The organism is Labrenzia sp. 5N, assembly GCF_012395805.1.
GTDB classification, from domain to species: Bacteria; Pseudomonadota; Alphaproteobacteria; order Rhizobiales; family Stappiaceae; genus Roseibium; species Roseibium algicola.
Window position 1 is genome coordinate 435552 of sequence record NZ_JAAZTM010000020.1, and the last position, 21570, is coordinate 457121.

Annotated in this window: 19 protein-coding genes, 2 tRNA genes and 1 riboswitch; of the genes, 8 read left to right on the forward strand and 13 right to left on the reverse strand. The window is 57.3% G+C overall.

Annotated features, from left to right (window positions below):
• The first annotated feature begins 163 nt into the window (after positions 1 to 163).
• A complete protein-coding gene (locus tag HEP89_RS22520) occupies positions 164 to 592 on the forward strand; it encodes a DUF1284 domain-containing protein (protein ID WP_168693078.1) in 429 nt (142 codons plus the stop codon).
• Positions 593 to 612: 20 nt separating this feature from the next.
• Here HEP89_RS22520 and HEP89_RS22525 read toward each other — a convergent pair whose 3' ends face one another.
• The 3 genes from HEP89_RS22525 to HEP89_RS22535 all read right to left on the reverse strand — a co-directional run bounded on the left by HEP89_RS22525 (position 613) and on the right by HEP89_RS22535 (position 3905).
• Positions 613 to 1356 (reverse strand): DUF2497 domain-containing protein, encoded by a 744-nt coding sequence (locus tag HEP89_RS22525; protein ID WP_022998753.1) that lies wholly within the window; start codon positions 1354 to 1356, stop codon positions 613 to 615.
• Between the two features lie 284 nt (positions 1357 to 1640).
• Positions 1641 to 3032, reverse strand: a complete 1392-nt coding sequence (locus tag HEP89_RS22530; protein WP_228148040.1) for a TolC family outer membrane protein — start codon at positions 3030 to 3032, stop codon at positions 1641 to 1643.
• A 210-nt stretch (positions 3033 to 3242) separates the two neighbouring features.
• Positions 3243 to 3905 (reverse strand): protein-L-isoaspartate O-methyltransferase, encoded by a 663-nt coding sequence (locus HEP89_RS22535; protein ID WP_031268553.1) that lies wholly within the window; start codon positions 3903 to 3905, stop codon positions 3243 to 3245.
• Positions 3906 to 4155: 250 nt separating this feature from the next.
• On the opposite strand from HEP89_RS22535, the gene HEP89_RS22540 reads away from it, so the two are divergent.
• The 3 genes from HEP89_RS22540 (at position 4156) to HEP89_RS22550 (ending at position 6011) form a co-directional block, all read left to right on the forward strand.
• Positions 4156 to 4229: transfer RNA gene (locus HEP89_RS22540), tRNA-Cys, on the forward strand.
• Between the two features lie 187 nt (positions 4230 to 4416).
• Positions 4417 to 4782, forward strand: a complete 366-nt coding sequence (locus tag HEP89_RS22545) for a hypothetical protein (protein ID WP_022998757.1) — start codon at positions 4417 to 4419, stop codon at positions 4780 to 4782.
• A gap of 98 nt (positions 4783 to 4880) precedes the next feature.
• Positions 4881 to 6011, forward strand: coding sequence for a carboxylate-amine ligase (locus HEP89_RS22550; protein WP_168693079.1), 1131 nt, complete (start codon positions 4881 to 4883; stop codon positions 6009 to 6011).
• Between the two features lie 32 nt (positions 6012 to 6043).
• Here HEP89_RS22550 and HEP89_RS22555 read toward each other — a convergent pair whose 3' ends face one another.
• On the reverse strand, positions 6044 to 6286 hold the full coding sequence (locus HEP89_RS22555) for a hypothetical protein (RefSeq protein ID WP_031268556.1): 243 nt from the start codon (positions 6284 to 6286) through the stop codon (positions 6044 to 6046).
• 324 nt (positions 6287 to 6610) lie between these two features.
• On the opposite strand from HEP89_RS22555, the gene cobD reads away from it, so the two are divergent.
• Positions 6611 to 7612: a threonine-phosphate decarboxylase CobD gene (cobD, locus tag HEP89_RS22560; protein WP_022998760.1), complete on the forward strand. Its 1002-nt coding sequence runs from the start codon at positions 6611 to 6613 to the stop codon at positions 7610 to 7612.
• A gap of 9 nt (positions 7613 to 7621) precedes the next feature.
• A complete protein-coding gene (cbiB, locus tag HEP89_RS22565) occupies positions 7622 to 8599 on the forward strand; it encodes an adenosylcobinamide-phosphate synthase CbiB (protein WP_168693080.1) in 978 nt (325 codons plus the stop codon).
• 1 nt (position 8600) lies between these two features.
• Here the strand turns inward: cbiB and HEP89_RS22570 are convergent, their stop codons facing one another.
• Genes HEP89_RS22570 through cobU form a run of 6 tightly spaced genes read right to left on the reverse strand, consistent with a single transcriptional unit; the run spans position 8601 to position 16548 of the window.
• Positions 8601 to 10091 carry a cobyric acid synthase gene (locus HEP89_RS22570; RefSeq protein WP_168693081.1) on the reverse strand — a complete coding sequence of 497 codons (1491 nt, stop codon included), beginning with the start codon at positions 10089 to 10091 and terminating at the stop codon, positions 8601 to 8603.
• A gap of 6 nt (positions 10092 to 10097) precedes the next feature.
• Positions 10098 to 10397 carry a YrhK family protein gene (locus tag HEP89_RS22575; protein WP_168686895.1) on the reverse strand — a complete coding sequence of 100 codons (300 nt, stop codon included), beginning with the start codon at positions 10395 to 10397 and terminating at the stop codon, positions 10098 to 10100.
• A gap of 50 nt (positions 10398 to 10447) precedes the next feature.
• Positions 10448 to 11086: a cob(I)yrinic acid a,c-diamide adenosyltransferase gene (gene cobO, locus HEP89_RS22580; RefSeq protein WP_022998764.1), complete on the reverse strand. Its 639-nt coding sequence runs from the start codon at positions 11084 to 11086 to the stop codon at positions 10448 to 10450.
• Positions 11083 to 14841: a cobaltochelatase subunit CobN gene (gene cobN, locus HEP89_RS22585; RefSeq protein WP_168693082.1), complete on the reverse strand. Its 3759-nt coding sequence runs from the start codon at positions 14839 to 14841 to the stop codon at positions 11083 to 11085. Before cobN ends, cobO begins: the two co-directional genes overlap by 4 nt.
• 34 nt (positions 14842 to 14875) lie before the next feature.
• Positions 14876 to 16000, reverse strand: coding sequence for a cobalamin biosynthesis protein CobW (gene cobW, locus HEP89_RS22590; protein ID WP_168693083.1), 1125 nt, complete (start codon positions 15998 to 16000; stop codon positions 14876 to 14878).
• The gene (gene cobU, locus HEP89_RS22595; RefSeq protein ID WP_168693084.1) at positions 15997 to 16548 is read right to left on the reverse strand and encodes a bifunctional adenosylcobinamide kinase/adenosylcobinamide-phosphate guanylyltransferase; all 552 of its coding nucleotides are present in this window, start codon (positions 16546 to 16548) and stop codon (positions 15997 to 15999) included. The genes cobW and cobU overlap by 4 nt, the downstream gene beginning before the upstream one ends.
• Before the next feature lie 32 nt (positions 16549 to 16580).
• Positions 16581 to 16799, reverse strand: a riboswitch (cobalamin riboswitch).
• Positions 16800 to 17133: 334 nt separating this feature from the next.
• Here cobU and HEP89_RS22600 point away from each other — a divergent pair.
• Positions 17134 to 17209 (forward strand) — tRNA-Asn (locus tag HEP89_RS22600).
• Positions 17210 to 17573: 364 nt separating this feature from the next.
• Positions 17574 to 18482 carry a cupin-like domain-containing protein gene (locus HEP89_RS22605; protein ID WP_168693085.1) on the forward strand — a complete coding sequence of 303 codons (909 nt, stop codon included), beginning with the start codon at positions 17574 to 17576 and terminating at the stop codon, positions 18480 to 18482.
• Positions 18483 to 18548: 66 nt separating this feature from the next.
• Here the strand turns inward: HEP89_RS22605 and nagA are convergent, their stop codons facing one another.
• Genes nagA through HEP89_RS22620 form a run of 3 tightly spaced genes read right to left on the reverse strand, consistent with a single transcriptional unit; the run spans position 18549 to position 21507 of the window.
• Entirely contained in the window at positions 18549 to 19703 is a 1155-nt protein-coding gene (gene nagA / locus HEP89_RS22610; protein WP_168693086.1) for an N-acetylglucosamine-6-phosphate deacetylase, read from the reverse strand.
• On the reverse strand, positions 19700 to 20740 hold the full coding sequence (locus HEP89_RS22615; RefSeq protein ID WP_168693087.1) for an SIS domain-containing protein: 1041 nt from the start codon (positions 20738 to 20740) through the stop codon (positions 19700 to 19702). Before HEP89_RS22615 ends, nagA begins: the two co-directional genes overlap by 4 nt.
• A 5-nt stretch (positions 20741 to 20745) precedes the next feature.
• Positions 20746 to 21507: a GntR family transcriptional regulator gene (locus HEP89_RS22620; protein WP_022998780.1), complete on the reverse strand. Its 762-nt coding sequence runs from the start codon at positions 21505 to 21507 to the stop codon at positions 20746 to 20748.
• Positions 21508 to 21570 lie beyond the last annotated feature (63 nt).

A 21570-nucleotide genomic window follows, 5' to 3' on the forward strand; every position in this document is an offset into this window, starting at 1 on the left:
ATGAATTTCGATTTTCGTGAAGCACCGTGTAAATCGGATGCGCTGCCGCAAGTCAACCGCCTATGCGGGGCAAACCTGCTGCCCAGTAGCGCTTTTGATAGGTGAATTGCCTGTCTTCCGATCAGAACTTGGGTTGAATGACGTTTGCTGCGATAAGCGGGTCATGACCGTTTCAATCCGTCCGCACCACCTGCTTTGCATGCTGACCTATCTGGGCAAAGGCTATACGCCGGCCTTTGTCCAAAATTACAGCACAATCGTTCAGCGCCTGAATGAAGGTGAACCCATTGAGCTGGTAGAAGGTCCAGACACCTTGTGCCAGCCAATGTTGGACGAACCGGGGTGCCATTGTCGAAATGAAAGCGTTCGCGACAGGGACCGGACAGCGGCCGCTGATATTGCACTGGCGCTCGGACGCCCTCTTGAAAAGGGAAATTCCATCATTTTGGACCGACAGACACTGTCTTTTCTGAGGGATGCGTTCGCTAACGGCTCAATCCGCAAGGCATGCCAAGGCTGTGATTGGCAGAGCATGTGCTCAGCGATTGCCAGAAACGAATTCAGGGGATGCCATCTGACACCCCCTGACTGAAATCTTCGGACAAATCCGGCCTAGCGCCGGCGCGTCACGCGCTGAATTTCCTTTTGAACCATCTGCTCGACCATGCCAGGCAGGTTCTGGTCCAGCCACGCCTTCAGCATCGGCCGCAGCATTTCCTTGACCAGCTCCTCAACAGTCTGCGCCTGCGAGCCAACAAACATGTTCGACAGGTTGTCGAATGCCGCGTGAACGGCTTCACCGGTGTTCTGCGATGTCAGAGGGGCATCGTCCGCCACATTCGGCAAATCGTCAGGCACCGGCCGAGCGGCCATCACAGGCTCAGGGTCGAAAACAGGTTCCGGTTCGGGGTCAAATTCAGGAGCAGGTGGAGCCGCGAAGGAAATGTCTCCTTCGTCGCCGTCCAGGTCCTCTGCCATTCCTTCGACAATGTCCATCGCATCATCGTCAGGAATCGCCAGTTCCTCGGTCAGCTCCAGAACGTCTTCGCCTTCGTCTTCTTCGGCATCCGCAGCCATGGCCGCAGCCATGTCATCCGCGTCGTCATCTTCTACCGGAAGGTCGTCTTCATCATCGTCGCTGCTCATGTCGAACAGCTTGTCGAGATCGTCCTGGGACATTTCGGAGGCATTGCCCATATCGTCCGCCGCCTCTTCTTCTACTGGTGTCTCTACGGGTTCGCTGCTGCCGCTTTCGCCGTCTTCGGCTCCCTGGGAGTCCTCATCGGATATGATTCGGCGGATCGACGCGAGGATTTCCTCCATCGACGGCTCATCAGCCTTCTTCGCCTGCGCCATGACTTCCCCCGTACTTACCGGCTACGCTCAGGAACAGTCTGTTCCATCAAAATGATTCGTTAACCGAAATTATGCGGGTCAATAAGAAACGCGCAAAGTGAACGCGCCCCGAAGCATCGCCTTATCCCCTTTTTAGTCGGGAATTACCGATCAAGGGTGGAATTCGGCCAGGCGTTTCACGTCATCCTTCGTAAATTTGTCAGGATGTTCAGCCGAATAACAAAAGCGGCTGAAGATCTTTCGACCGTCAGCCGCCATCGTGAAGAATATAAGTTACCAGTTTCTTACCGGCCATCCGGAGTGCGCAGACCAAACCACTGGTCCCGCACAGCCTCGTAATGCTGCTTCGGATTGTAGCGGGCAACGTTGAGGCCAAGTGATTCAGCGTCCAACCGGCCAATCGAAGCAACCAGCTGATATCCGCTGACAATCCGGTTGCGCTGCGCTGTTACGAGATTGGACTGCTGAATGACCAGTTCGCGCTGAGCGTCAAGAACGTCGAGCGTGGTGCGCTGACCGACGCGCTGCTCTTCAATAACGCCTTCCAGAGCCAGCTGTTGTGCTTCGACGGCGGCCTGGGCTGCAACGATGGAAGCTTCTGCCGCCTGGTAGTTACCCCAGGCGGAAATGACGTTGGCGCGAATCTGATCGCGCGCCACATCCAGTTGCAGACGGGTCTGGCCCAGCTCTTCCTTGGCCTGCCGCACGCGCGACGACACGCCACCACCCTGGTAGAGCGGAATGCTGACGTTACCGAAAATCTGCGCATTATCGCTGTAGTCGGTCGTTGCAGACGGGTTCCACGATCTGGAAATGCTGCCATCCAAGGTGACGGTCGGCAGAAGTTCGCCTTCGATCGTCTTGGTGTTGAAAATGGCAGCATCGACAAGGTGTTGTGCCTGACGGATCAATGGCTGATGTGTTTCACTCAGCTGCATCGCCTCGTCAATGGACTTGGGAACGTAGCGGCTGATCGACGTATCCGCCGACAGGCTGCGTGCCTCAACGCCGATCACCTGACGGTAGATGGCGCGGCTTGTATTCAGGTTGGCCATCGCGGTGTTGAGGCTGGCGCGGGCTTCGGCGGCGCGGGCTTCTGCCTGGCTGACGTCCGTCCGGGTGCCCTCACCTACGTCGAACCGGTCACGTGCGGCTCTTACCTGTTCCTGAAGGAAGGCAAGGTCACTGCGCTGAAGCGACACCAGAGCCGTATCCCTGATCACATCCACGTAGGACGTTGCCGCATCCAGCAGCGTGTCCTGCTCCGTCGACATCAGGCTTTCACGCTGAGCACGCACGACAGCTTCTGCCTGACGGGTGGAATTGATCGTCCGGAAGCCGCGGAACAGGGTCTGACTGATTGTCAGCGAGATCGACGCATTGTTGCGATAGTCGATCGCCGAGTCGGCCCCGGCTGCGAGGCGTCCGGCTGCTGCGGATGCTGTCACGGTTGGCCGCCAGCCCGTCAGTGCCTGAGGCACATTCTCATCCACACCACGAAGCTGCGCACGCGCCGCGTTCAAGGTGGGATTGTTCGAATAGGCAAGCGCCAGCGATTCTCTGATGGTTTCAGCATCAGCGGGAGACAGGGAGGCACCGGTCAAGGCGGTGGCGGAAACGCCACCCAACAGGCCAATAGCAATGGTCAAAACTTTTAGAGTTGAACGACCAGACACCCCACACTCCTTCCGGGTCAACCTACTTGATCCTGTTGAGTAAACTGATGGGTGTTATTCTTCAACCGTTTGAGAGCGGATAATTGCGAATTTCCGCGAGTGCGGCTTAATGGCAACAAGTTATCGCTGCGTTAAGCCATTTCTCCGCTTTTAAAGCAAAAACCCGCCATCATTCGGCGGGTTTCTGTCAGTCCGGACCAAATTGATCGCTCAGAAAACGAATTCGTCAGCCTTGTCGAAGCCAGGAAGCACGCTAACGGAGGCATTGAAACCGAATCGGCTGCTCACCGCAGAACCCGATTTCTGGTAGAGTTTGGCGACGCCAGCACCACCGCGTCCTTCAATCACTGCCAGACGTCCTGTCGGCTTCAGCTGGTCAGTCAGAGCCTTTGGCAGCACTTCGACGGCTCCGTCCACGAAAATGACGTCGTAAGGGCCTTCGGAAGAATAGCCTGCTGCCAGTGCGCCTTCCACGACAACCGCATTTTCGATGCCGAGATCGACCAGAACCTCGGTTGCCGTCTTGGCAAGGTCCGGATTTTCCTCAAGAGCCACGACGGAAGCAGCAAGTTTGGAAACGACTGCAGCGCTGTAACCGGTGCCAGCTCCAATGACCAGAACGACATCGCCTTCCCGGATATCCGCTAGTTGAACCAGCTTTCCGAAAATATGCGGCTTCATCAGCATGCGGCCGGTTTCGACTGCTCCAATCGGCAGATCTTCGTCGATATAGGCAACGGCACGTTTGGATGCGGGAACGAAGCGCTCGCGCGGCACCACTTCCATTGCGTCCAGGATCCGGTGATCGGTCACATCGTTGGTGCGCAGCTGGTTATCCACCATCTTGCGGCGGGACTGATTAAAGTCCGTCATATCGGCCCTCACTTTGACATGCCGGATTACCGGCGCCTCTTGAGAAACGTTCATTAGCGATGCAAAGGCTGCCTGACAAGTATGCGCGCGAGCAGATCCTGCGATGGCACCCGGATTCTACGGAAAATAAGCAGCAACTCATGGCTTTCCTCAAATCGATAATCGGCAACGGTGGAAATGTGTACGACGTTGAAAACAGGGCTTGACCAAATCGTGCAACTGTTTGATAAGGCGCGGCACACCACCTAGGGGCCCTGTGGCGGAGTGGTGACGCAGCGGATTGCAAATCCGTGTACACCGGTTCGATTCCGGTCGGGGCCTCCAGACACTTTTTCAGATCATTGCATGTTTTCAGGCGTTCGTTGTCCTGAACGAAGCCGATGCTACATCTTTCCCTTGCGTCATGTTAGCTTCTGTCCAGAAGCCTTGAAAAAGGGGATGTGCCATGAAAACACCAGGTGGAAGTCCGCCAGCGCCAGGCAAACCGGCGCGAGTGATCACGACATCAACCATGAAACGCGTTGAACCGCCCCGGCCGCGCAAGACACCGCAAGCGGTTTCCGCGAGCGACAATACCGCGGCTCTTGTGGAAGCCTTGCGCCAGCGCATCAATGACCTGGAAAACCGAATAGCTGATCTGGAAAGCGTGATTTCGCTACAGAACCAGGATGTCATTATCAGTGCGCCGAAAAGCGTGCTCATCCAGGGCATGGACACTGTCGAGATCTCGGCCGGCAGCAAATTCAAGGTTTCTGCCAGCATGACCGAGACAAGCACTCCCATCGCCAGGTTTTCCGGCATTCTTGAGTGCGACATCGTCAAGGCGAACACGGTGATGGGTGCTGCCTATACGCCTGGCGCGGGTAACATCTGGTAGTTTTTGGCAAGGATGCGGGTGACGATCGTTTCTCACGTGCTCCATCCGCATTTATCCTGCCTTGACCGAACGCTGTAACAGCACGGAAGCTGCCTAGCATGAAGGAACCGAGTTTCAGCATTGGCGTCGAGGAAGAATATCTCCTCGTCGACAGATCGACCCGCATGTTGGCGAGTTCGCCGCCACCGGAACTGTTCAAGGCCTGCGAAACCGACCTCGAAGGACGGGTCAGTCCTGAATTTCTGAAATGTCAGATCGAGGTTGGAACACCGGTTTGCTCCAGTCTGCAGGAAGTCCGCACGGAACTCGGCTATTTCCGCAAGACGATTGCGCGCCAGGCGGCAGTCTTCGACCTGGCGCCGATTGCGTCTTCAACCCACCCGTTCGCCGACTGGACGGACCAGCCGCACACAGACAAGGAACGTTACAACGAGATCGCCAGGACAATGCAGCTCGTGGTCAAGCGCATGGTGATCTGCGGAATGCATGTTCATGTCGGTATCGAAGATGAAGAACTGCGCATCGAGCTGTTCAATCAGCTCGCCTATTTCCTGCCGCACCTGCTCGCACTCAGCACTTCATCCCCGTTCTGGCGTGGTCGGAACACCGGCCTGAAGTCCTATCGCCTATCGGTTTTCAACGAAATGCCGCGGACCGGCCTGCCACCCGGGTTCGACAGCTATTTCGACTATCGGCACACGGTCGACATTCTCGTTCGCGCCGGTGTCATCGAAGATGCCACCAAGATCTGGTGGGACCTGCGCCCCTCCGACCGGTTTCCGACACTGGAAATGCGCATTACCGATGTCTGCCCCTTGCTTGACGACGCCGTCGCCATAGCGGCGACTTTCAGATGCCTGTGCCGCATGCTTTACAGGTTGCGCCGCGCCAATCAGGGTTGGCGGCAATATTCACGATTTCTGCTGGCGGAAAACCGCTGGCAGGCACAACGACACGGCACAAATGCACAACTGATCGATTTCGGCCGCAACGAAACGGCAGCCTTTCCGGACATGATCGAGGAACTGATTGAACTCATTCTTCCGGACGCCGTTCATTTTGACTGCGTGTCCGACGTGAACCATTTGAGGGAGATCGCCGCCCGGGGCACCTCCGCAGAACGCCAGCTGGAACTGGCTGGTGATATTCCTGAAGACGGTCACCTGCCCCAGGACACTCTCGACAGGATTGTCGACCTGTTGATTTCCGAGACCCAACGAGGGCTTTGATCAATCCAATCGTGGGTCGGCTCTCGCCACGATCAACCTGGTTGTCTTGGCGGTGTTCCGTGAGCGTCTGTGTGAAAAAACTCGGTCGAACCGGTCAGCACAAAGGCAAATTCGTCGATTTCCTCAATCACTGCAGCGGCAGAGCGTGACAGCCCGGACCTTGGGCGCATGCCGCGCTGCGCCTTGATCAAGGCCTGCCGCGCCAGTGCAAGCTGAGCCAGCAGGGCGTCGCGTTCCACGTCCTGCAATGGTGAATGGTGGCTGGTCTTTGCCATCAGGGCGTCCTTCGGTGCGCATTGTTCTTCTTTTGTTCTTTTTTCTGCACTTTGACGGATCTGTCAATGCGCCCAAAGTTGCGTCGCCTTGCGCCGTACCCGCCTCCCTTGCACCCTAACGATAGAAGTGCGGTACCGAACACGGATAAATGTTTGAAAAGGCAGGCAACAGCGCATAACAGCTTTTGGGACAGGACGAACAAATGCGCAGGACGTTCTTGCGGCAACGCATGTCGGGAACCGTCTGTACTTTTGGCCTTCCTACCGGCTAGATGAGTGACGAAAGGCAGATCGGCCGACCTGCCAACTGCAAGAGGCATTTTCATGGAACACGGCGGGGATTTGACCCTTGCGATAGAGCGCTTTGGCGGAACGCATGACGACTGGCTGGATTTATCAACCGGGATAAATCCATACAGCTATCCCGTGCCTGACGACCTGCCGCTGTCCACCTGGACCAGCCTGCCGGCACGCGGGGCCGAAGAACACCTGATTGCAGCTGCGCGCCAAGCTTATCGCATTCCCGACAATCTCGCTGTCTGTGCAGCGCCTGGAACACAGGTCCTGCTGTCGCTTCTTCCGACCATCCTTCCTGAAGGGCCGGTCGTTCTCGCCTCGCCCACCTATACCAGCCACAGGGATGCCTGGACGCGGGAAAGCCGAGCACCTATCGAAGTATCCAGCGTCTACTCCCTTCCCGCTGATGCAAAGATCGTGGTTCTGGTCAATCCGAACAATCCGGACGGGCGTCTGATAGATGTCAAAAGCCTGATCGAAATCGCGCGGACACTGAGCGCACGCGGCGGTTATCTGGTTGTGGACGAAGCCTTTGCCGATGTCGTTCCGGGCGCTACCTTGCTGCCGCACATCGGAACCGAAAACGTTGTCGTTTTGCGGTCCTTCGGAAAGTTCTTCGGTCTTGCGGGACTGCGGATCGGCTTTCTTGCAGGCGAAAAAACCGCCATTTCCAGAATGTCCGGCCTGCTCGACAGCTGGAGCCTCAGCGGACCGGCGCTGGAAATCGGAGCCAGGGCACTGCGTGACAGCACCTGGCAGGATCGGACAACCAGGCAGTTGATCGAAGACATGGCGGACCTGACAGTCGCACTTTCCGAGGCAGGTCTCAGTGTCTTCGGCGGCACGCCACTCTATGCGCTTGCCGGCCTGCGCAATCCCAAGGGCTTGCATGAGGCCCTTGCCCGCAGAAGGATCTGGACGCGGATCTTCGACTACGCACCAACCTGGATCCGCTTTGGCCTTCCAGGTGGACCGGAAAATCTCAAACGTCTGACAGACGCTCTTGCAGAAGCGCTAAAAGAGGTCTGACGGACCGGGATGCTGCTTTACGACCACGCTCTCTGGCTGCTTCTCGCCGCGCTGTTTCTGGACGCCCTGATCGGTGATCCCGACTGGATGTGGCAACGCCTGCCGCATCCGGTTGTCTGGATCGGCAAGTTGATCGGCCTGTTTGACCGGAATTTCAACAAAACGGAATTCGCACCGGCGACACGCAAGCTCGGCGGCGTGCTGACACTCCTGGCGCTGCTTGCCGGCGCCGGACTTGCCGGTGTCATCATTGAGGCAGTTGCGAAGTGGCTGCCATATGGCAGGGTGCTTGAGGCCGTCGTAGCTGCGGTGTTTATCGCTCAAAACAGTCTTTACCGTCACGTGGCAGCCGTGCGGGATGGCCTGTTGAAGGACGGGTTGGAAGGTGGCCGCAAGGCGGTTTCCATGATTGTCGGACGTGACCCGAACCGGCTGGACGAAGCCGGTGTCTCGCGAGCAGCCATCGAATCCTGCGCCGAGAATTATTCCGACGGTATCGTGGCACCCGTCTTCTGGTTCGCCGTGCTCGGCCTGCCCGGATTGATTGTCTACAAGGCGGTGAACACTGCCGACAGCATGATCGGCCACAAGAACGAGGTTTATGCAGACTTCGGGTGGGCGGCTGCCCGTTTCGACGATCTGGTCAATCTGCCCGCCTCGCGCCTGGCAGGGCTGTTTATCGCCTTGTGTGCGCCCTTGTCCCGAGGCTCGGTCCGCAAGAGCATTGCCTGTATTCTGGACGACGCCCGCAAGCACCGCTCACCAAATGCCGGTTGGCCGGAGGCGGCCATGGCAGGCGCATTGAACCTGGCTCTTGCAGGACCTCGGATCTATCCTAGTTACACCGTCAATGACCGGTATCTGAATGCGAGTGGACGAAAGGATGCGATGGCAGAAGATATTTCGCGCGCCTTGAGGATCCTCATTGGCTGCTACGCACTCGAAGCGTTGCTGATCGCATTTCTGGCGCTATTGCTGGCCTTCTAGGTCAGGCGTTTTCAGCCGCGCCGCGTGCGATCTTGAGGATGGCCTCCACGTCGAGGACGCTGTCCAGATGCCCTGCAAGATCATCCAGAATCCTGTCCATGTCCCTGTCATAACTGATGTCTGAGCGCACGCCGAAGGCATTCAGGTATGCCGTCCGGAACGCATCGGCGGTGAACAGGCCGTGAATGTAGGTTCCGTACACTCGGCCATCCGCTGAGACCGCACCATCGGACCGACCATCATCAAGGCGCATCATGGGATTGGTACAGTCTGGCCCGGTCGTTCGGCCAACATGAATTTCGTAGCCGGAGACAGGGGCTCCGCTGGCAACATGGGTCGCGCGTGCGGCAACGGTCGATTTGTCTGCTGTCAGTATGGTCTCGACATCCAGATAGCCCAGGCCTTCGACTGTTCCGGGAGATCCCTCGATGCCATCGGGATCCGAGATGATCTTGCCCAGCATCTGATACCCACCGCAGACGCCCAGGATATGCCCGCCCCGTCGGTGGTGTGCCTTGAGATCTATGTCCCATCCCTGTCTGCGGAAAAAGGCGAGATCACCAATCGTGGACTTCGACCCGGGCAAAAGCACAACATCGGCGTCTCCCGGCAACGGGGTGCCGGGTTGAACAAGCTCAAGCGTTACACCCGGTTCAAGCCGGAGCGGATCCAGGTCGTCGAAGTTGGCGATCCGCGAGATCACGGGAACGACGATCTTGAGCCCCCCGTCACCAAATCCGTCCGCCAGACCGAGTGCATCTTCAGCCGGAAGTTTCGCAGCATCCGCAAACCACGGGACAACACCTAGACCTTGCCATCCGGTGCGCCGCTCGATTTCTCGCAAGCCTTCGTCGAACAGGCTCGGGTCTCCCCGGAACCGATTGATGAAGAAGCCCTTGATGCGCTGCCGTTCGTTTTCTTCCAGCACCGCACAAGTTCCGACGACTGACGCAATAACCCCGCCGCGATCTATATCCGCACACAGGATCACCGGCAGATCCGCCGCCTCGGCAAATCCCATGTTGGCGATGTCTCCAGAGCGGAGGTTGATTTCCGCAGGGCTTCCTGCACCTTCGACAATCACCAGATCAACACCTGAGGCGTTTATCGAAAAACTCTCCAGAACCTTCGGTAATAATTCTGCTTTCTGCTTTCCATATTCGCGCGCCCGCATCGTGCCATGTCGCTTGCCCTGCACGATTACCTGAGCACCGGTGTCGGTTTCGGGCTTTAACAGAACGGGGTTCATGTGAACACTCAACGGAACGCGGCAGCCCATGGCCTGAAGCGCCTGGGCCCTGCCGATTTCGCCGCCGTCGGCTGTTACGGCAGCGTTGTTTGACATGTTCTGCGGCTTGAAGGGGCGCACGTTCAGGCCACGGTTGGCAAAGAGACGACACAGACCGGCGACGATCAGGCTTTTGCCAACATTCGAGCCAGTGCCCTGGACCATGATTGCCGGCACCTTGCCGACCGCTTTTGTCTCAACCATGCAACGTCAATCTTTGCCGAATGGTGCTGCGCCATATGGCCGAAATTCGCTTGGCACCGGAAGATTGGCGAGCCGCAGTTCCAGCATCAAGCGAACCGTCGGCCGAACGGCAAAGAGAACCGATCCGATCACGAACAACCATGTTCCTGCGTACATTAGGTTGTCGTAGAAAAAGAAGACGCTGCCGACAAGAAACGTCAATGCAGCCAGAAATTCGACAACGGTTCGGTAAAGTTCGTATTTCCGGACCGTTTCCACATGCGCCTGCGAGGCCGTGCGAAGACTGTGATCGAATAGCTTGCTCATCCTCGATCCCCTTTGATTACCTCTGGGTTTCGTGATCCAAGTGCCCGGGTCTAAAACTCGATGCCTTCCTGTGGTTTCACACCAGACCGGAAGGGATGTTTTATCTGGGTCATGTCAGTGACAAGATCTGCAATGTCGATCAGCTCGTCCTTGGCATTGCGCCCCGTGATGACGACATGCACATCGTCCGGTTTTTCGTTCTTAAGGAAATCGACCACTTCGGCAATGTCCAGATAATCGTAGCGCAGAACGATGTTGAGTTCGTCACACAGGATCAGACGATATTCACCGGATGTGATCATGTCCTTGGCGGCTTGCCAGGCTTCGTTCGCGGCATCGATATCCCGTTGCCGATCCTGTGTTTCCCAAGTGAACCCCTCACCCATCCGTTTGATCGTGACGAGGTCGGAGAACCGTTCCAGCGCCATGCGCTCACCGGTTTCGATCCGCCCCTTTACGAATTGCACCACGCCCACCTTGTGGCCGTGACCGAGAGAACGGAACACCATCCCGAAACCCGCTGTCGACTTGCCTTTGCCCTTGCCCGTGTGGACGATCAGCAATCCCTTTTCGATGGTCTTGGTCGCCATGATCTTGTCACGTGCGGCCTTTTTCTTGCGCATCTTCTCGGCATGGCGGGCATTGAGTTCTTCTTCGGTCAGTTCCGGCTTGTCCTTGTCGGCGGTCACGATGCGTCCGTCCCTTCCAGTCTTGTTTTCAAATCATTCAGTGCAGCATGGGTCGAATTGCGCCGCGGCGTCCAGAGGCCGCGTTCAATTGCTTCATGAAAGCGGTCCAGCATTTCGTTGAGACCCGCCGGATTGGCGTCCTTGAGGAAATCCAGAACTTCTTGGTTATCCACGTAGGCATCATACAGCTGGTCAAAATGGTGATCTCCCACGGCCCGGGTGGTCGCGGCAAATGCGAACAGATAGTCGAGCGTCGCAACCATCTCGAACGCGCCCTTGTAGCCATGCCGCATGACACCTGCGATCCACTTCGGATTTGCCGCACGAGCGCGCACCACGCGGCCGATCTCTTCCGAAAGGGTGCGGACCACCGGACGCTCAGGCCGCGAATGGTCGTTGTGGTAGACCGTCGGTGCTTCGCCTTTCAGTGCTTCGACAGTCGCTGCCAGTCCGCCCTCGAACTGATAATAGTCGTCACTGTCCAGAAGATCGTGTTCGCGGTTGTCCTGATTGTGCAGGACTGCGTCCACGGTTTTCAGCCTCGTTTCGAGATCGTGCCTGGCGACGGAGCCTTCCGCACCGCCACCGTAGGCGTAACCACCCCATGTCAGAAAGGCATCGGCAAAATCCGAACGTTCCTCCCAAAGCTTCTCGTCGATCAGCGCCTGCAGACCAGCACCATAGGCACCCGGTTTTGAGCCAAAGACACGGAACCCGGCCCTGCGTTCGGCTTCGTTCTTGTCCAGCCCTTCAGCCTGAAGCCGTGCACTTTCCGATCGCATTCGTGCGGCAATCGGATTGGCTTCGTCCGGTTCTTCAAGCGCACCGACCGCACGGGCGGCGCTGTCAAAAAGATCCATTTGATGCGGGAAGGCATCGCGGAAAAACCCGGAAACCCGCAAGGTAACGTCGACACGCGGTCGCCCAAGCTCTGAAAGCTTCAGAATTTTGAACCCGGTGACACGACCCGAACCCTGCTCCCACACTGGACGCGCCCCTATAAGCGCCAGCGCCTGGGCAATGTCGTCACCTCCGGTTCGCATGTTGGCAGTGCCCCAACATGTCAGGACCAGCGATTTCGGCCATTCGCCTTCTTCCTGGAAGTACCGTTCTGCAATGAGAGATGCGGATTGCCAGCCGAGCCGCCACGCGGTTTCGGTCGGCACCGCACGTACATCGACGGAGTAGAAGTTCCGGCCAGTGGGCAGCACATCCGGACGCCCACGCGAAGGCGCGCCGGACGGCCCGGGGGCAACGAACCCACCTTCCAATGCCGTCAGCACTGCGCTTGTTTCAGCGTGTCCGGAGCCGGTTACAGCCGGTCGCAGAACCTGGTTTAGATCATCCAGAACAGCAAGGGTCGATTGCCAGGCCTCAGGCACTCCGCGATTACCCGCAACGATTTCGTGGGCAAGAAGCTCGATACGTTCAACGGTATCGCCTTGCGATCTCCAGGGAACCTCCAGAACATGTGCGAGGTGCTCCGGTCGACCCTGCTGCCAGGGGGCAGCAAAATCGCAATCCAGTGGATCAAATCCTTCAAAACCGAGGTCCGAAGAGATGGCTCTTTGCAGGCTCTGCTGTTCCGGCCTGTTGCCTCGCGGTACCCTTGCCAACGCAACCAGCAGATCCATCAGAAGATCGCCTTCGGGACTTTCGCCAAGAATATGCAGCCCGTCCCTGATCTGCAGTTCCTTCAGGTCGCACAAGTGAGCGTCGAGGCGCGCAAGGCGGGTTTCCTCGTCCATGGTCTCGGTAATACCGATATCCTTGTCCAGACCATGCCGCGCAGCAGTGTCCAGGATGTCCCGCGTCAATGCCTTAAGGCGGCGCGGGTCAACGCCGCTCGCCAGATAATACTCATCAAGCAGCGTCTCCAGCTCTTCGGCGACGCCATGGCTCTCCGCCCGGGCCAAAGGCGGTGTCAGGTGATCGACGATGACGGCCGAAGTCCGTCGCTTGGCCTGCGCCCCCTCGCCTGGATCATTGACGATGAAAGGGTAGATGTTCGGAATTGGCCCCAGAACGGCTTCCGGAAAACAGCTTTCAGCCAGGGCCAGTGCCTTGCCGGGCAGCCATTCCAGATTGCCGTGTTTGCCGAGGTGAATGACGGCATCGACAGCGAATTGTTCTCGCAGCCAGATGTAGAAGGCAAAATAGTGGTGCGGCGGTACCAATGCCGGATCGTGGTAGGTTTCCTTCGGATCGATGTTGTAGCCACGCGCCGGCTGAATACCGACCACCTGATTGCCGAACCGGTGCAGGGCCAGGCGGAAATGGCCATCCGTTACATGAGGATCGTCCGACGGTGCTCCCCAACGATCAACAACTGCTGACCGAACAACGTCTGGCAACGTGTCGAAGGAGCGCTCGTAGTCCTGAAGCGACAAGGCCTGATACTCTTCCTTGCCTGATCGGCCCTCCAGGGCATTGGTTACGCCCGAAGTCAGGATTTCCATCAGATCGGCGGAGCTTGCTGGAACCTTGCCGACGTCATAGCCCGCGGCGGCCATGGCCTTGAGCAAATGAACGCATGACGCAGGCGTGTCGAGCCCTACACCGTTGGCAAGACGCCCGTCTCGGTTCGGATAGTTTGCCAGGATAAGGGCCGACTTCTTGGCTGCAGCCGGTTTCCGACCGAGTTTCCCCCAGGCAGCTGCAAGCGCCGCGGTAAACATGATCCGATCCGGAACAGGCGTAAAGGCAACCGGCGTCGACTGGGTGGCCTCATCGAAGACCCCTTCTTCCTTGAAGGAGACAGCACGGGTCAAGATCCGGCCGTCAATCTCCGGCAAAACGACATGCATGGCGAGGTCACGTATCGACAAGCCCTGATCGCTGTCTTCCCAGCCCTCTTTGGAGGAAGACGAAAAGACGACCTGCAACACGGGCTTGCCGGGTCGATCGAGCGGTGTCGGCTGATGGGCTGCTCCGGCCTTCGAGACGGCGAAGGCAGTACCGTTCAACACGACATCAGGCGGTGCCTCATCGAACAGGCTTTCCAGAACGGCGACGGATTCCGCTTCCTTCAGGCTGGAAACATAGATCGGCAGTGCATTTACGCCGGCTTTGTCGAGAGCAGCGATCAACGCATCCAGTGGTGCGGTTTGGGCACCTTGCACCAGAGCACGGTAGAAAGTGATCGCTGCAACAGGTCTTTCAGGATCCCGCCAGGAGGCCTTCAGTTGCGCTATATCGGGGGCGGCCTTGCCAGCAAGATAGATACCCGCGCGAGGAAGAGGCACCGGATGCGCGGGCTCTTCTCCCTTTCCGATCAGGTGCGTTGCATATCTCAAGGCATTGGCGTAATTCTCCGCGCCGCCTTCCACACAATATCGCCAGAAGCGATGCACTTCCGCTGGTGATCGGGTGGAGCGAGACGTCAGTTCTTCGTCCCACTTGTCGTCGCCTGGAATGACAATCAGATCGATGCCATTCGCGCGGACTTCTTCTTCAAACCTTTCCAGGCCGTAGCGCCAGTACTCCACTCCACCCAGAATTCGCAGAACGATCAGCCGAGACCCACGGACGGTCTGTTCGGCATAAAGATCGACCGAATAGGGATGCGACAGGGCCATGAGATTGGCGAGCCGCAGGTCTGCCCGGCCTGTTCCAAGCCGTGATTGCGCAGCGGCAAAGCTTCCCAGTTCGGTGTCTGCAGCGGACAGGAACAGAATGTCGGCTGGAGACTGGCCGAGATCGACCGCGTCCCCACCGTCATCGATCCGGCGCGTCTGGCTGGCGAGAATGTGCATGCTTGGTCTTTATTTCCAGCTTCTATCCAGCGTGTCAGGCAGCAGCCGTCAATTCACCCAGCAGGCCACGAACCGCAGTCAGGTCGAGGCCCTTCAAACCGATCACGACCAATCTGCCGCTGCTCTCGGCGCCGGCGGCGAACCAGGTTTCGACACGCGGTCCGACAGCTTGAACCATTGCAGGTGCTGCCTTGCCCTCGATTTTTACGGCCCCCTTGATACGCAGGACGCCTTTTTGCGCCATGGCTTCCAGAACCTTTGCCTCTGCATCTTTCAGGCTGGCGAAAGACGAGACTGCCAGCACGTGACTTTCAAAATCATCGTGATGGTGATGATCGTGATGATGGTCGTCATGGTGATGATCATGATCATCATCGTGGTCATGGTCATGGTCGTGGTCGTGGTCATCATGATGGTGATGATGCTCGTGCCGATCAGCCATATCGTCCTCAGCAGCAGAGCCTCTGCCGAGCAGAACTTCAATCGGAAGCGTGCCTTTTTCGGATGTCACCACGTGAACCGCCGGACGAACATCGGCGGCGATCTTCTCATGCACCTGCTTCAAAGCGTCTTCGGAGACGAGATCAGCCTTGTTCAGAACAACGAGGTCTGCGCAACGCAATTGGTCGTGGAAGAGTTCTTCAACAGGACTGTCATGATCAAGAGCCTCGTCGGCGGCACGCTGCGCGGCAAGTGCATCTTCATCAAGTGCGATCCGGCCTTCTGCGAGTGCAGCAGCATCCAGCACCGTGACAACACCATCTACCGTTACCTTCGGCTTGACGCTCGGCCAGGAGAAGGCCCGAACGAGCGGCTGTGGCAGAGCCAGGCCAGAGGTTTCGATTACAATATGCTCCGGCGGATTGTCCCGCGCGAGCAGCATTTCCATGGTTGGCAGGAAATCGTCGGCAACGGTGCAACATATGCAGCCATTGGTAAGCTCAACCACCTCTTCCGCGGCGCAATCGGGATCAGCGCATCCATTCACCAGGGAACCGTCGAAGCCCATGTCCCCAAACTCGTTGACAATAAGGGCAATGCGTTTGCCATTGGCATTGGTAAGCAAATTGCGGATCAGCGTGGTCTTGCCTGCTCCGAGAAACCCAGTGACGATCGTTGCCGGAATTTTTGCGCCCGGCTGCAGGGATGAAGTGGTCATAATTTGATATCCGGTTGTGATGTGGGTTTCAAAAGTATCGGCAGCCCCGCAGCAACGAAGACGACCTGTTGGCACCTATGCGCCATATCCTGGTTCAGTCGTCCCTGCACATCGCGGAACGACCTCGACAGATGGTTCTCCGGCACGATCCCCATACCAACTTCGTTGGAAACGAAAACGCACGGCCCCTGAAGATCCTTCAGAACCGCGCAAAGCCGTGCCGTTTCGGCGGGGATGTCCTTGTCTGCAAACAGCAGGTTCGACAGCCACAGGGTTAGGCAGTCAACAAGTACCACCCGGTCTTGCCTGCATTCGTTTTCAAGTACCGCTGCAAGTTCGAGCTGTTCTTCCACGGTGAGCCAGGACGGGCCGCGTTGATCTTTATGAGCGGCGATCCGGCTGGCCATTTCGTCGTCGTGGGCAGCACCAGTCGCGATATAGATTTTTTGCAGACCGGTTTCATGGACAAGCTTTTCCGCGAACCGGCTTTTTCCGGAGCGGGCACCGCCGAGGACCAGCGTCGTCCTCTCGCCGTTTGAATGCGTCATTCCTTCTCCCAGCCGTCCGCCCGACAGCGCCATAGGGTTGACAATGTGACGGCCGGTCTCCTGGCTTGCGGCTCAGCGCGGTCTGTACCCCTTCCCGGCCCCATCAGGACGCCAGTGGTTTTCGTACAGCCACTCACCGCTCACAGTTGCGGGGGCAGCTCCGGATCTGGACTTGAAAAAGACCGCACCGGATTCCCGTTTCATCCGGATCAGGCAAGGCCTTTTCCGGAACCGTCGGTTTCTTCCTAAACGTATCTTGAGGCCGACACAAGCAGCAGAAAGCTGCTGACGAATAACCTTGAAAATCGGCCAGGCAGTCAACACGGACACCTTCTTGCGCCAAAGTCAGAAAAAGGCACAGCGGATTTAGCCTGCCCGGGGAGTTCCAATCGTCGCGAAACGTAGGGTTTTCCAAGCACGGCAGAACGCCTAGCCATCTGAAATATATCGAGTTTTCCACACTGAGATCAAAAAAATGACGGCTTGATGAAAAAAACGCCCTCGGGGGCTTGGCAAACGGATCAAGCCTTTGATATACGCATCTCCATCGACGGGGCGGCAACGCGCTGGCCCCGAGCGTGGTGATCCCCAGTAGCTCAGTTGGTAGAGCAAGCGACTGTTAATCGCTGGGTCGCTGGTTCGAGTCCGGCCTGGGGAGCCATCACCACATCTTCTTAATCCTCCCAAATGCTGCATTTCTGAAGGCTGGGACACCGTTCAGTGTCCAGGTTGATCTTATTCACGTTTGATCTTGCAACAATCTGCACGCCTCAAAAAACGACAGCCATTTGACGCGAGCTCGTCTTTCGCAGCAGTAACGTTCCGCGCCATCTTCCTAAACAACATTTCCTGGCTACGTTTATAGCGAAGATCGCGCCTCCATTGGCTCTGCGTTGTTGAATAGCGCTTCTTGATAAAGCTCCAGGTTGCTCCTATCGTGATTTCTCCAAAGGGAGCATCATGGAAAATCGCGGCTAGATCCAGCGCCCCTGAACCCGCAAATCTTCAAATGCGTGGTACCTTTTATGAGCGGCGACAACACACACACCATTGCCACCGTAACCGCAGCACCAGGTTATGCCGAATTTCTTGAAGCCTACTGCGAGAAGGAACAGCCCCTGCTGATTAAGGGACTAGCAAAAAACTGGCCCGCGCGGGAAAGGTGGCAATCCGGCCGATTACGAGCAGAACTCCATACGCTGCCAAAGGTCCGCGACAGAGGTGTCTTTTTCCTCAGCCGCTCCCCCGTACTCGAACAAGATATCGAGATGCCGGATTTCCTGAAGGAGATCCTCGCGTCCGATCGGATAATGCAAGATTCCGTTGCCTGGAGATTCTGGATCAACAGCAGGAACAACCGGACAGAGTTCCACTACGATACCAACGCCGAGAATGTCATTACAGTTCAGGTGAAGGGCCGTAAGGAATGGGTACTGGTTTCGCCCGAAACACCGTTACCGTGCTACCCGTTCACCAACTTCTCTCTACTGAAAGACGAAGAGCGATTGCTGCGGAACAAGCGATTCTTCAAATTCGATCTGGAGGAAGGTGATCTTCTCTATCTGCCTCCCCATTGGTACCACCGGGTGGTTGCCAAGGAAGACGAGAACATCAACATCAATTGGACTTTCACGAAACGCGAAACTACGGTCATCTCAAAGGAATTCAAGCGTGACATGGAGCGGTGCGGCCTGCTGCATTCATTCAAGAACAGTGATTCCGCGCTGGTTCGGCGCTGTTACGAAACCGCTATCCGCGCCCTTCCAAATGTCGGCGGTATTGGCTGGGGTCTGAAATCGTTCATTTCATCGCCCTATACGCCAAGCCGCGGAGCATTGGTCAGCCGGTTCTTCAAGGAATTGCTGCAAATACCGAATACGCTGCTGACACTTCCAAACGTTCGCTCAACGCTGAAAAAGGTCGACAAGACCTAACCGGCGAACGCGCTGCCAATCCCTCAAGTTTGGTGCGGTATGTAGACCACCAGCATATATGCCGGGCTACGTATTCGAGAATTGCTCTCCCGCAATCCATACGCCCTCGACCTCATAGGCATTGCCAAGCTGTACGAAGTCAGCCGGATAGCCTTCTTCGAAACGACCGAGCGGGCGCCCGAGAACGTCCGCAGGATCACTGGTCGCCATTGCAAGAGCAGCTTCGACCGGAAGCTCGAGTGTACCGGTGAGAAACTTCAAGGACGCCGGCAAATCTATATCGGCGCCGGCAAGCGTGCCGTCTTCGAGGGTCAATGTGCCATCGCGGCGAAAGATTTCCCGACCTCCGAGAAAGAAGGACGTAACATCGGTGCCGGTCTGGGACATGGCGTCGGTAACGATAAAGATCCTGCCCGGGCCAGTCTTTGACTTGAGCGCAACCCGCATCGCGACCGGGTCGACATGGACACCATCAGCAATGATGCCCACGTTGAGCGCGCCCAGATCGAGCGCGGCGCCCACAAGGCCGGGTTCGCGGTGTTGCAACGGGCTCATGGCGTTAAAAAGATGGGTGACCATCGAAGCACCCGCTTCAGCCGCTGTCTTGCACTGCCGGTATGTGGCTCCGCTGTGGCCAAGACTGACGTGAATTCCCGCATCAGCCAATTCCCGCATCTGTTCTGGCGGCACCGTTTCCGGTGCCACAGTCATGATGAGGCTTGGCAATTCCCGCGCCGCGCGCAGGTAAAGCGCCATGTCTTCGCGGTTCAGAGGCCGGATCAGATTCGGGTCATGGGCCCCCTTGCGCCCCGCAAACAGATGCGGCCCTTCGAGATGCAGACCATGAAACCCCTTCACGCCCCGCGACCATGCGGCAATTCCCAGATCAACGACTTTGCGCGTCACGTCGGGCGTGTCCGTAATCAAAGTCGGTGTCAGGGCTGTTGTCCCGAGGCTTACATGGGCGGCGCAAATACGTTCGATATCGTCGACTGTTTCCGCATCCCCCAGCATCAAGCCACCGCCGCCATTGACCTGCAGATCGATCAATCCCGGTGCGAGAATGCCGTCACCAAGATCGACAGTCTCTACGCCAACTGGAACCTGATCGGCCGAAAGAAGGCCGGCCACCTTGCCATCTTCGACAAGCAGGGCAGCATTCGCATGGATTTTCTCGCCATCGAAAACCCGGCTGCAGAGGTAGGCGGTTGTGGAGGTCATACGGTCTGAGTGACTTTCTTCAGGTGCTTGGGAACGTCCGGATTGAAACCGCGTTGCCGTGCAAACCATTCGATGAAGGCGTAGAAAGAAACAATCTGCACCAAGGCATCTGTCAATGGATGCCCGGTTGCCTGGAAAGCCAGCTTTTCCGCCCGCTCCACCTTGTCGGTCGTTGCAAAAACACTTCCACCCTGGTCCACCATGCGATCCGCAGCCTGGGCAAGTCCCTCTTCGGCTGCATCGCGTACACCAAGTGCCAGGATCGGGTATCCGTTTTCGACGATCGAGACAGGACCGTGCATTACCTCGGCGGACGAATAAGCCTCCGCATGGATCTGGCAGGTTTCCTTGAATTTCAGCGCAGCTTCATTTGCGATTGCCAGACCAGGTCCGCGTCCAATGACATAAAGCGAACCCCGCTGCTCGATCGGCTTGGCAAGCGCGCGCCAGTCCTTGTCGATTGCTTTTTCAAATTGCTCCGGCAAGGCAGCCAACGCGTCGAGCAGTTCCTTGTCAGCTCCGATTTCCGCCAAAAGCAGCAGGCCCGCCAAGACGGAATTGACGAAGGTCTTGGTCGCCGCGACGCTACGCTCAGGACCTGCGCAAATATCGATCGCGGCGCTGGAAAGCTTTGCCAGTTCACTTCCCGACGTGTTGGTAAACCCTACCGTGAAAGCCCCCTGCTCGGTTGCACTTTCCACAACCGAGAGACTGTCCGGGCTGGCGCCGGATTGGGAAATTGCAATCACAAGTGCCTGGCCCAGCTTGACCTTGCCGCCATAAACCGAGGAAACGGATGGGCCGAGAGAGGCCATGGCAAGACCAAGGTAGATCTCCGAGGCATACTTGAGAAACGTTGCGGCGTGGTCAGAAGAACCGCGAGCGACGCTTGCCAGGAACACCGGCGCGCCTGCCTTCTTTGCAATGTCGCGGATCAACGGGTGTCCATCGGCCAACAGACGGCGCGCAGCCTTCGGGATTTCTTCGATTTCCCGGCGCATGTGCGTCGGCGTGGCCATGGTACTTGCTTCAATCATCAGGATTAGTCTTCCGAAATCTGAAGTTCGGCGATGAAGTCATATGCATCGCCGCGGTAAACGGAACGGGTGAATTCGACGACATTTCCGGAGGCGAGATAGGACACACGTTCTATTTTCAGCCCGGCAGACCCAGCTGGCACACCGAGAATGTCGGCATCGATAGGCTCAAGATTGCGGGCTGAAATGCGCTGGATAGCGCGAACAGGCTGCAAGCCGGCCGTGCGTAGGATGGCATAAAGAGACGTGGTGACCCGCTCCGGGTGAGGCAGGACGCTCTCGGAAAGGGAGGCACGCTCGATTGCCATCGGGGTGCCGTCTGCCTTGCGAAGCCTGTCGACACGGGCAACGCGCTGTCCTGACGTGAGACCGAGCGTGAACATTTCTTCGGGCGACGCTGGAAACAGTCCGCGGCGCAGCCACTCGCTGCTGGCGGAAAGACCACGGCGTGCCATATCCTCGGAAAAGGACGTCAGGCTGGAAAGGCGCTGTTCAACTTTATGCACCTTGGGCGCAACGAAGGATCCGCTGCCGCGCTTCTGGACAACGACCTGATCCTCAACAAGCCCGGCAACTGCCTTGCGCACCGTCACACGGGACAGATCCGTAATGGAGGCAATCTCGCGTTCAGACGGAAGCGGCTCATTCTCCTTCAGCACGCCGTCGTCAATAGCCTGCTGAATGCGCCGCCGCAGCTGCAGGTATCGGGGACCGCTGGAATTCGCCAACCAGTCACCATTTTCCAGCAAGGAAATGAAGTCAGTCATGAAACGGGGCGCCTTAGGAGATGAAAATAATACCTTTCAGATACCAATTTAAACTCTATCGAA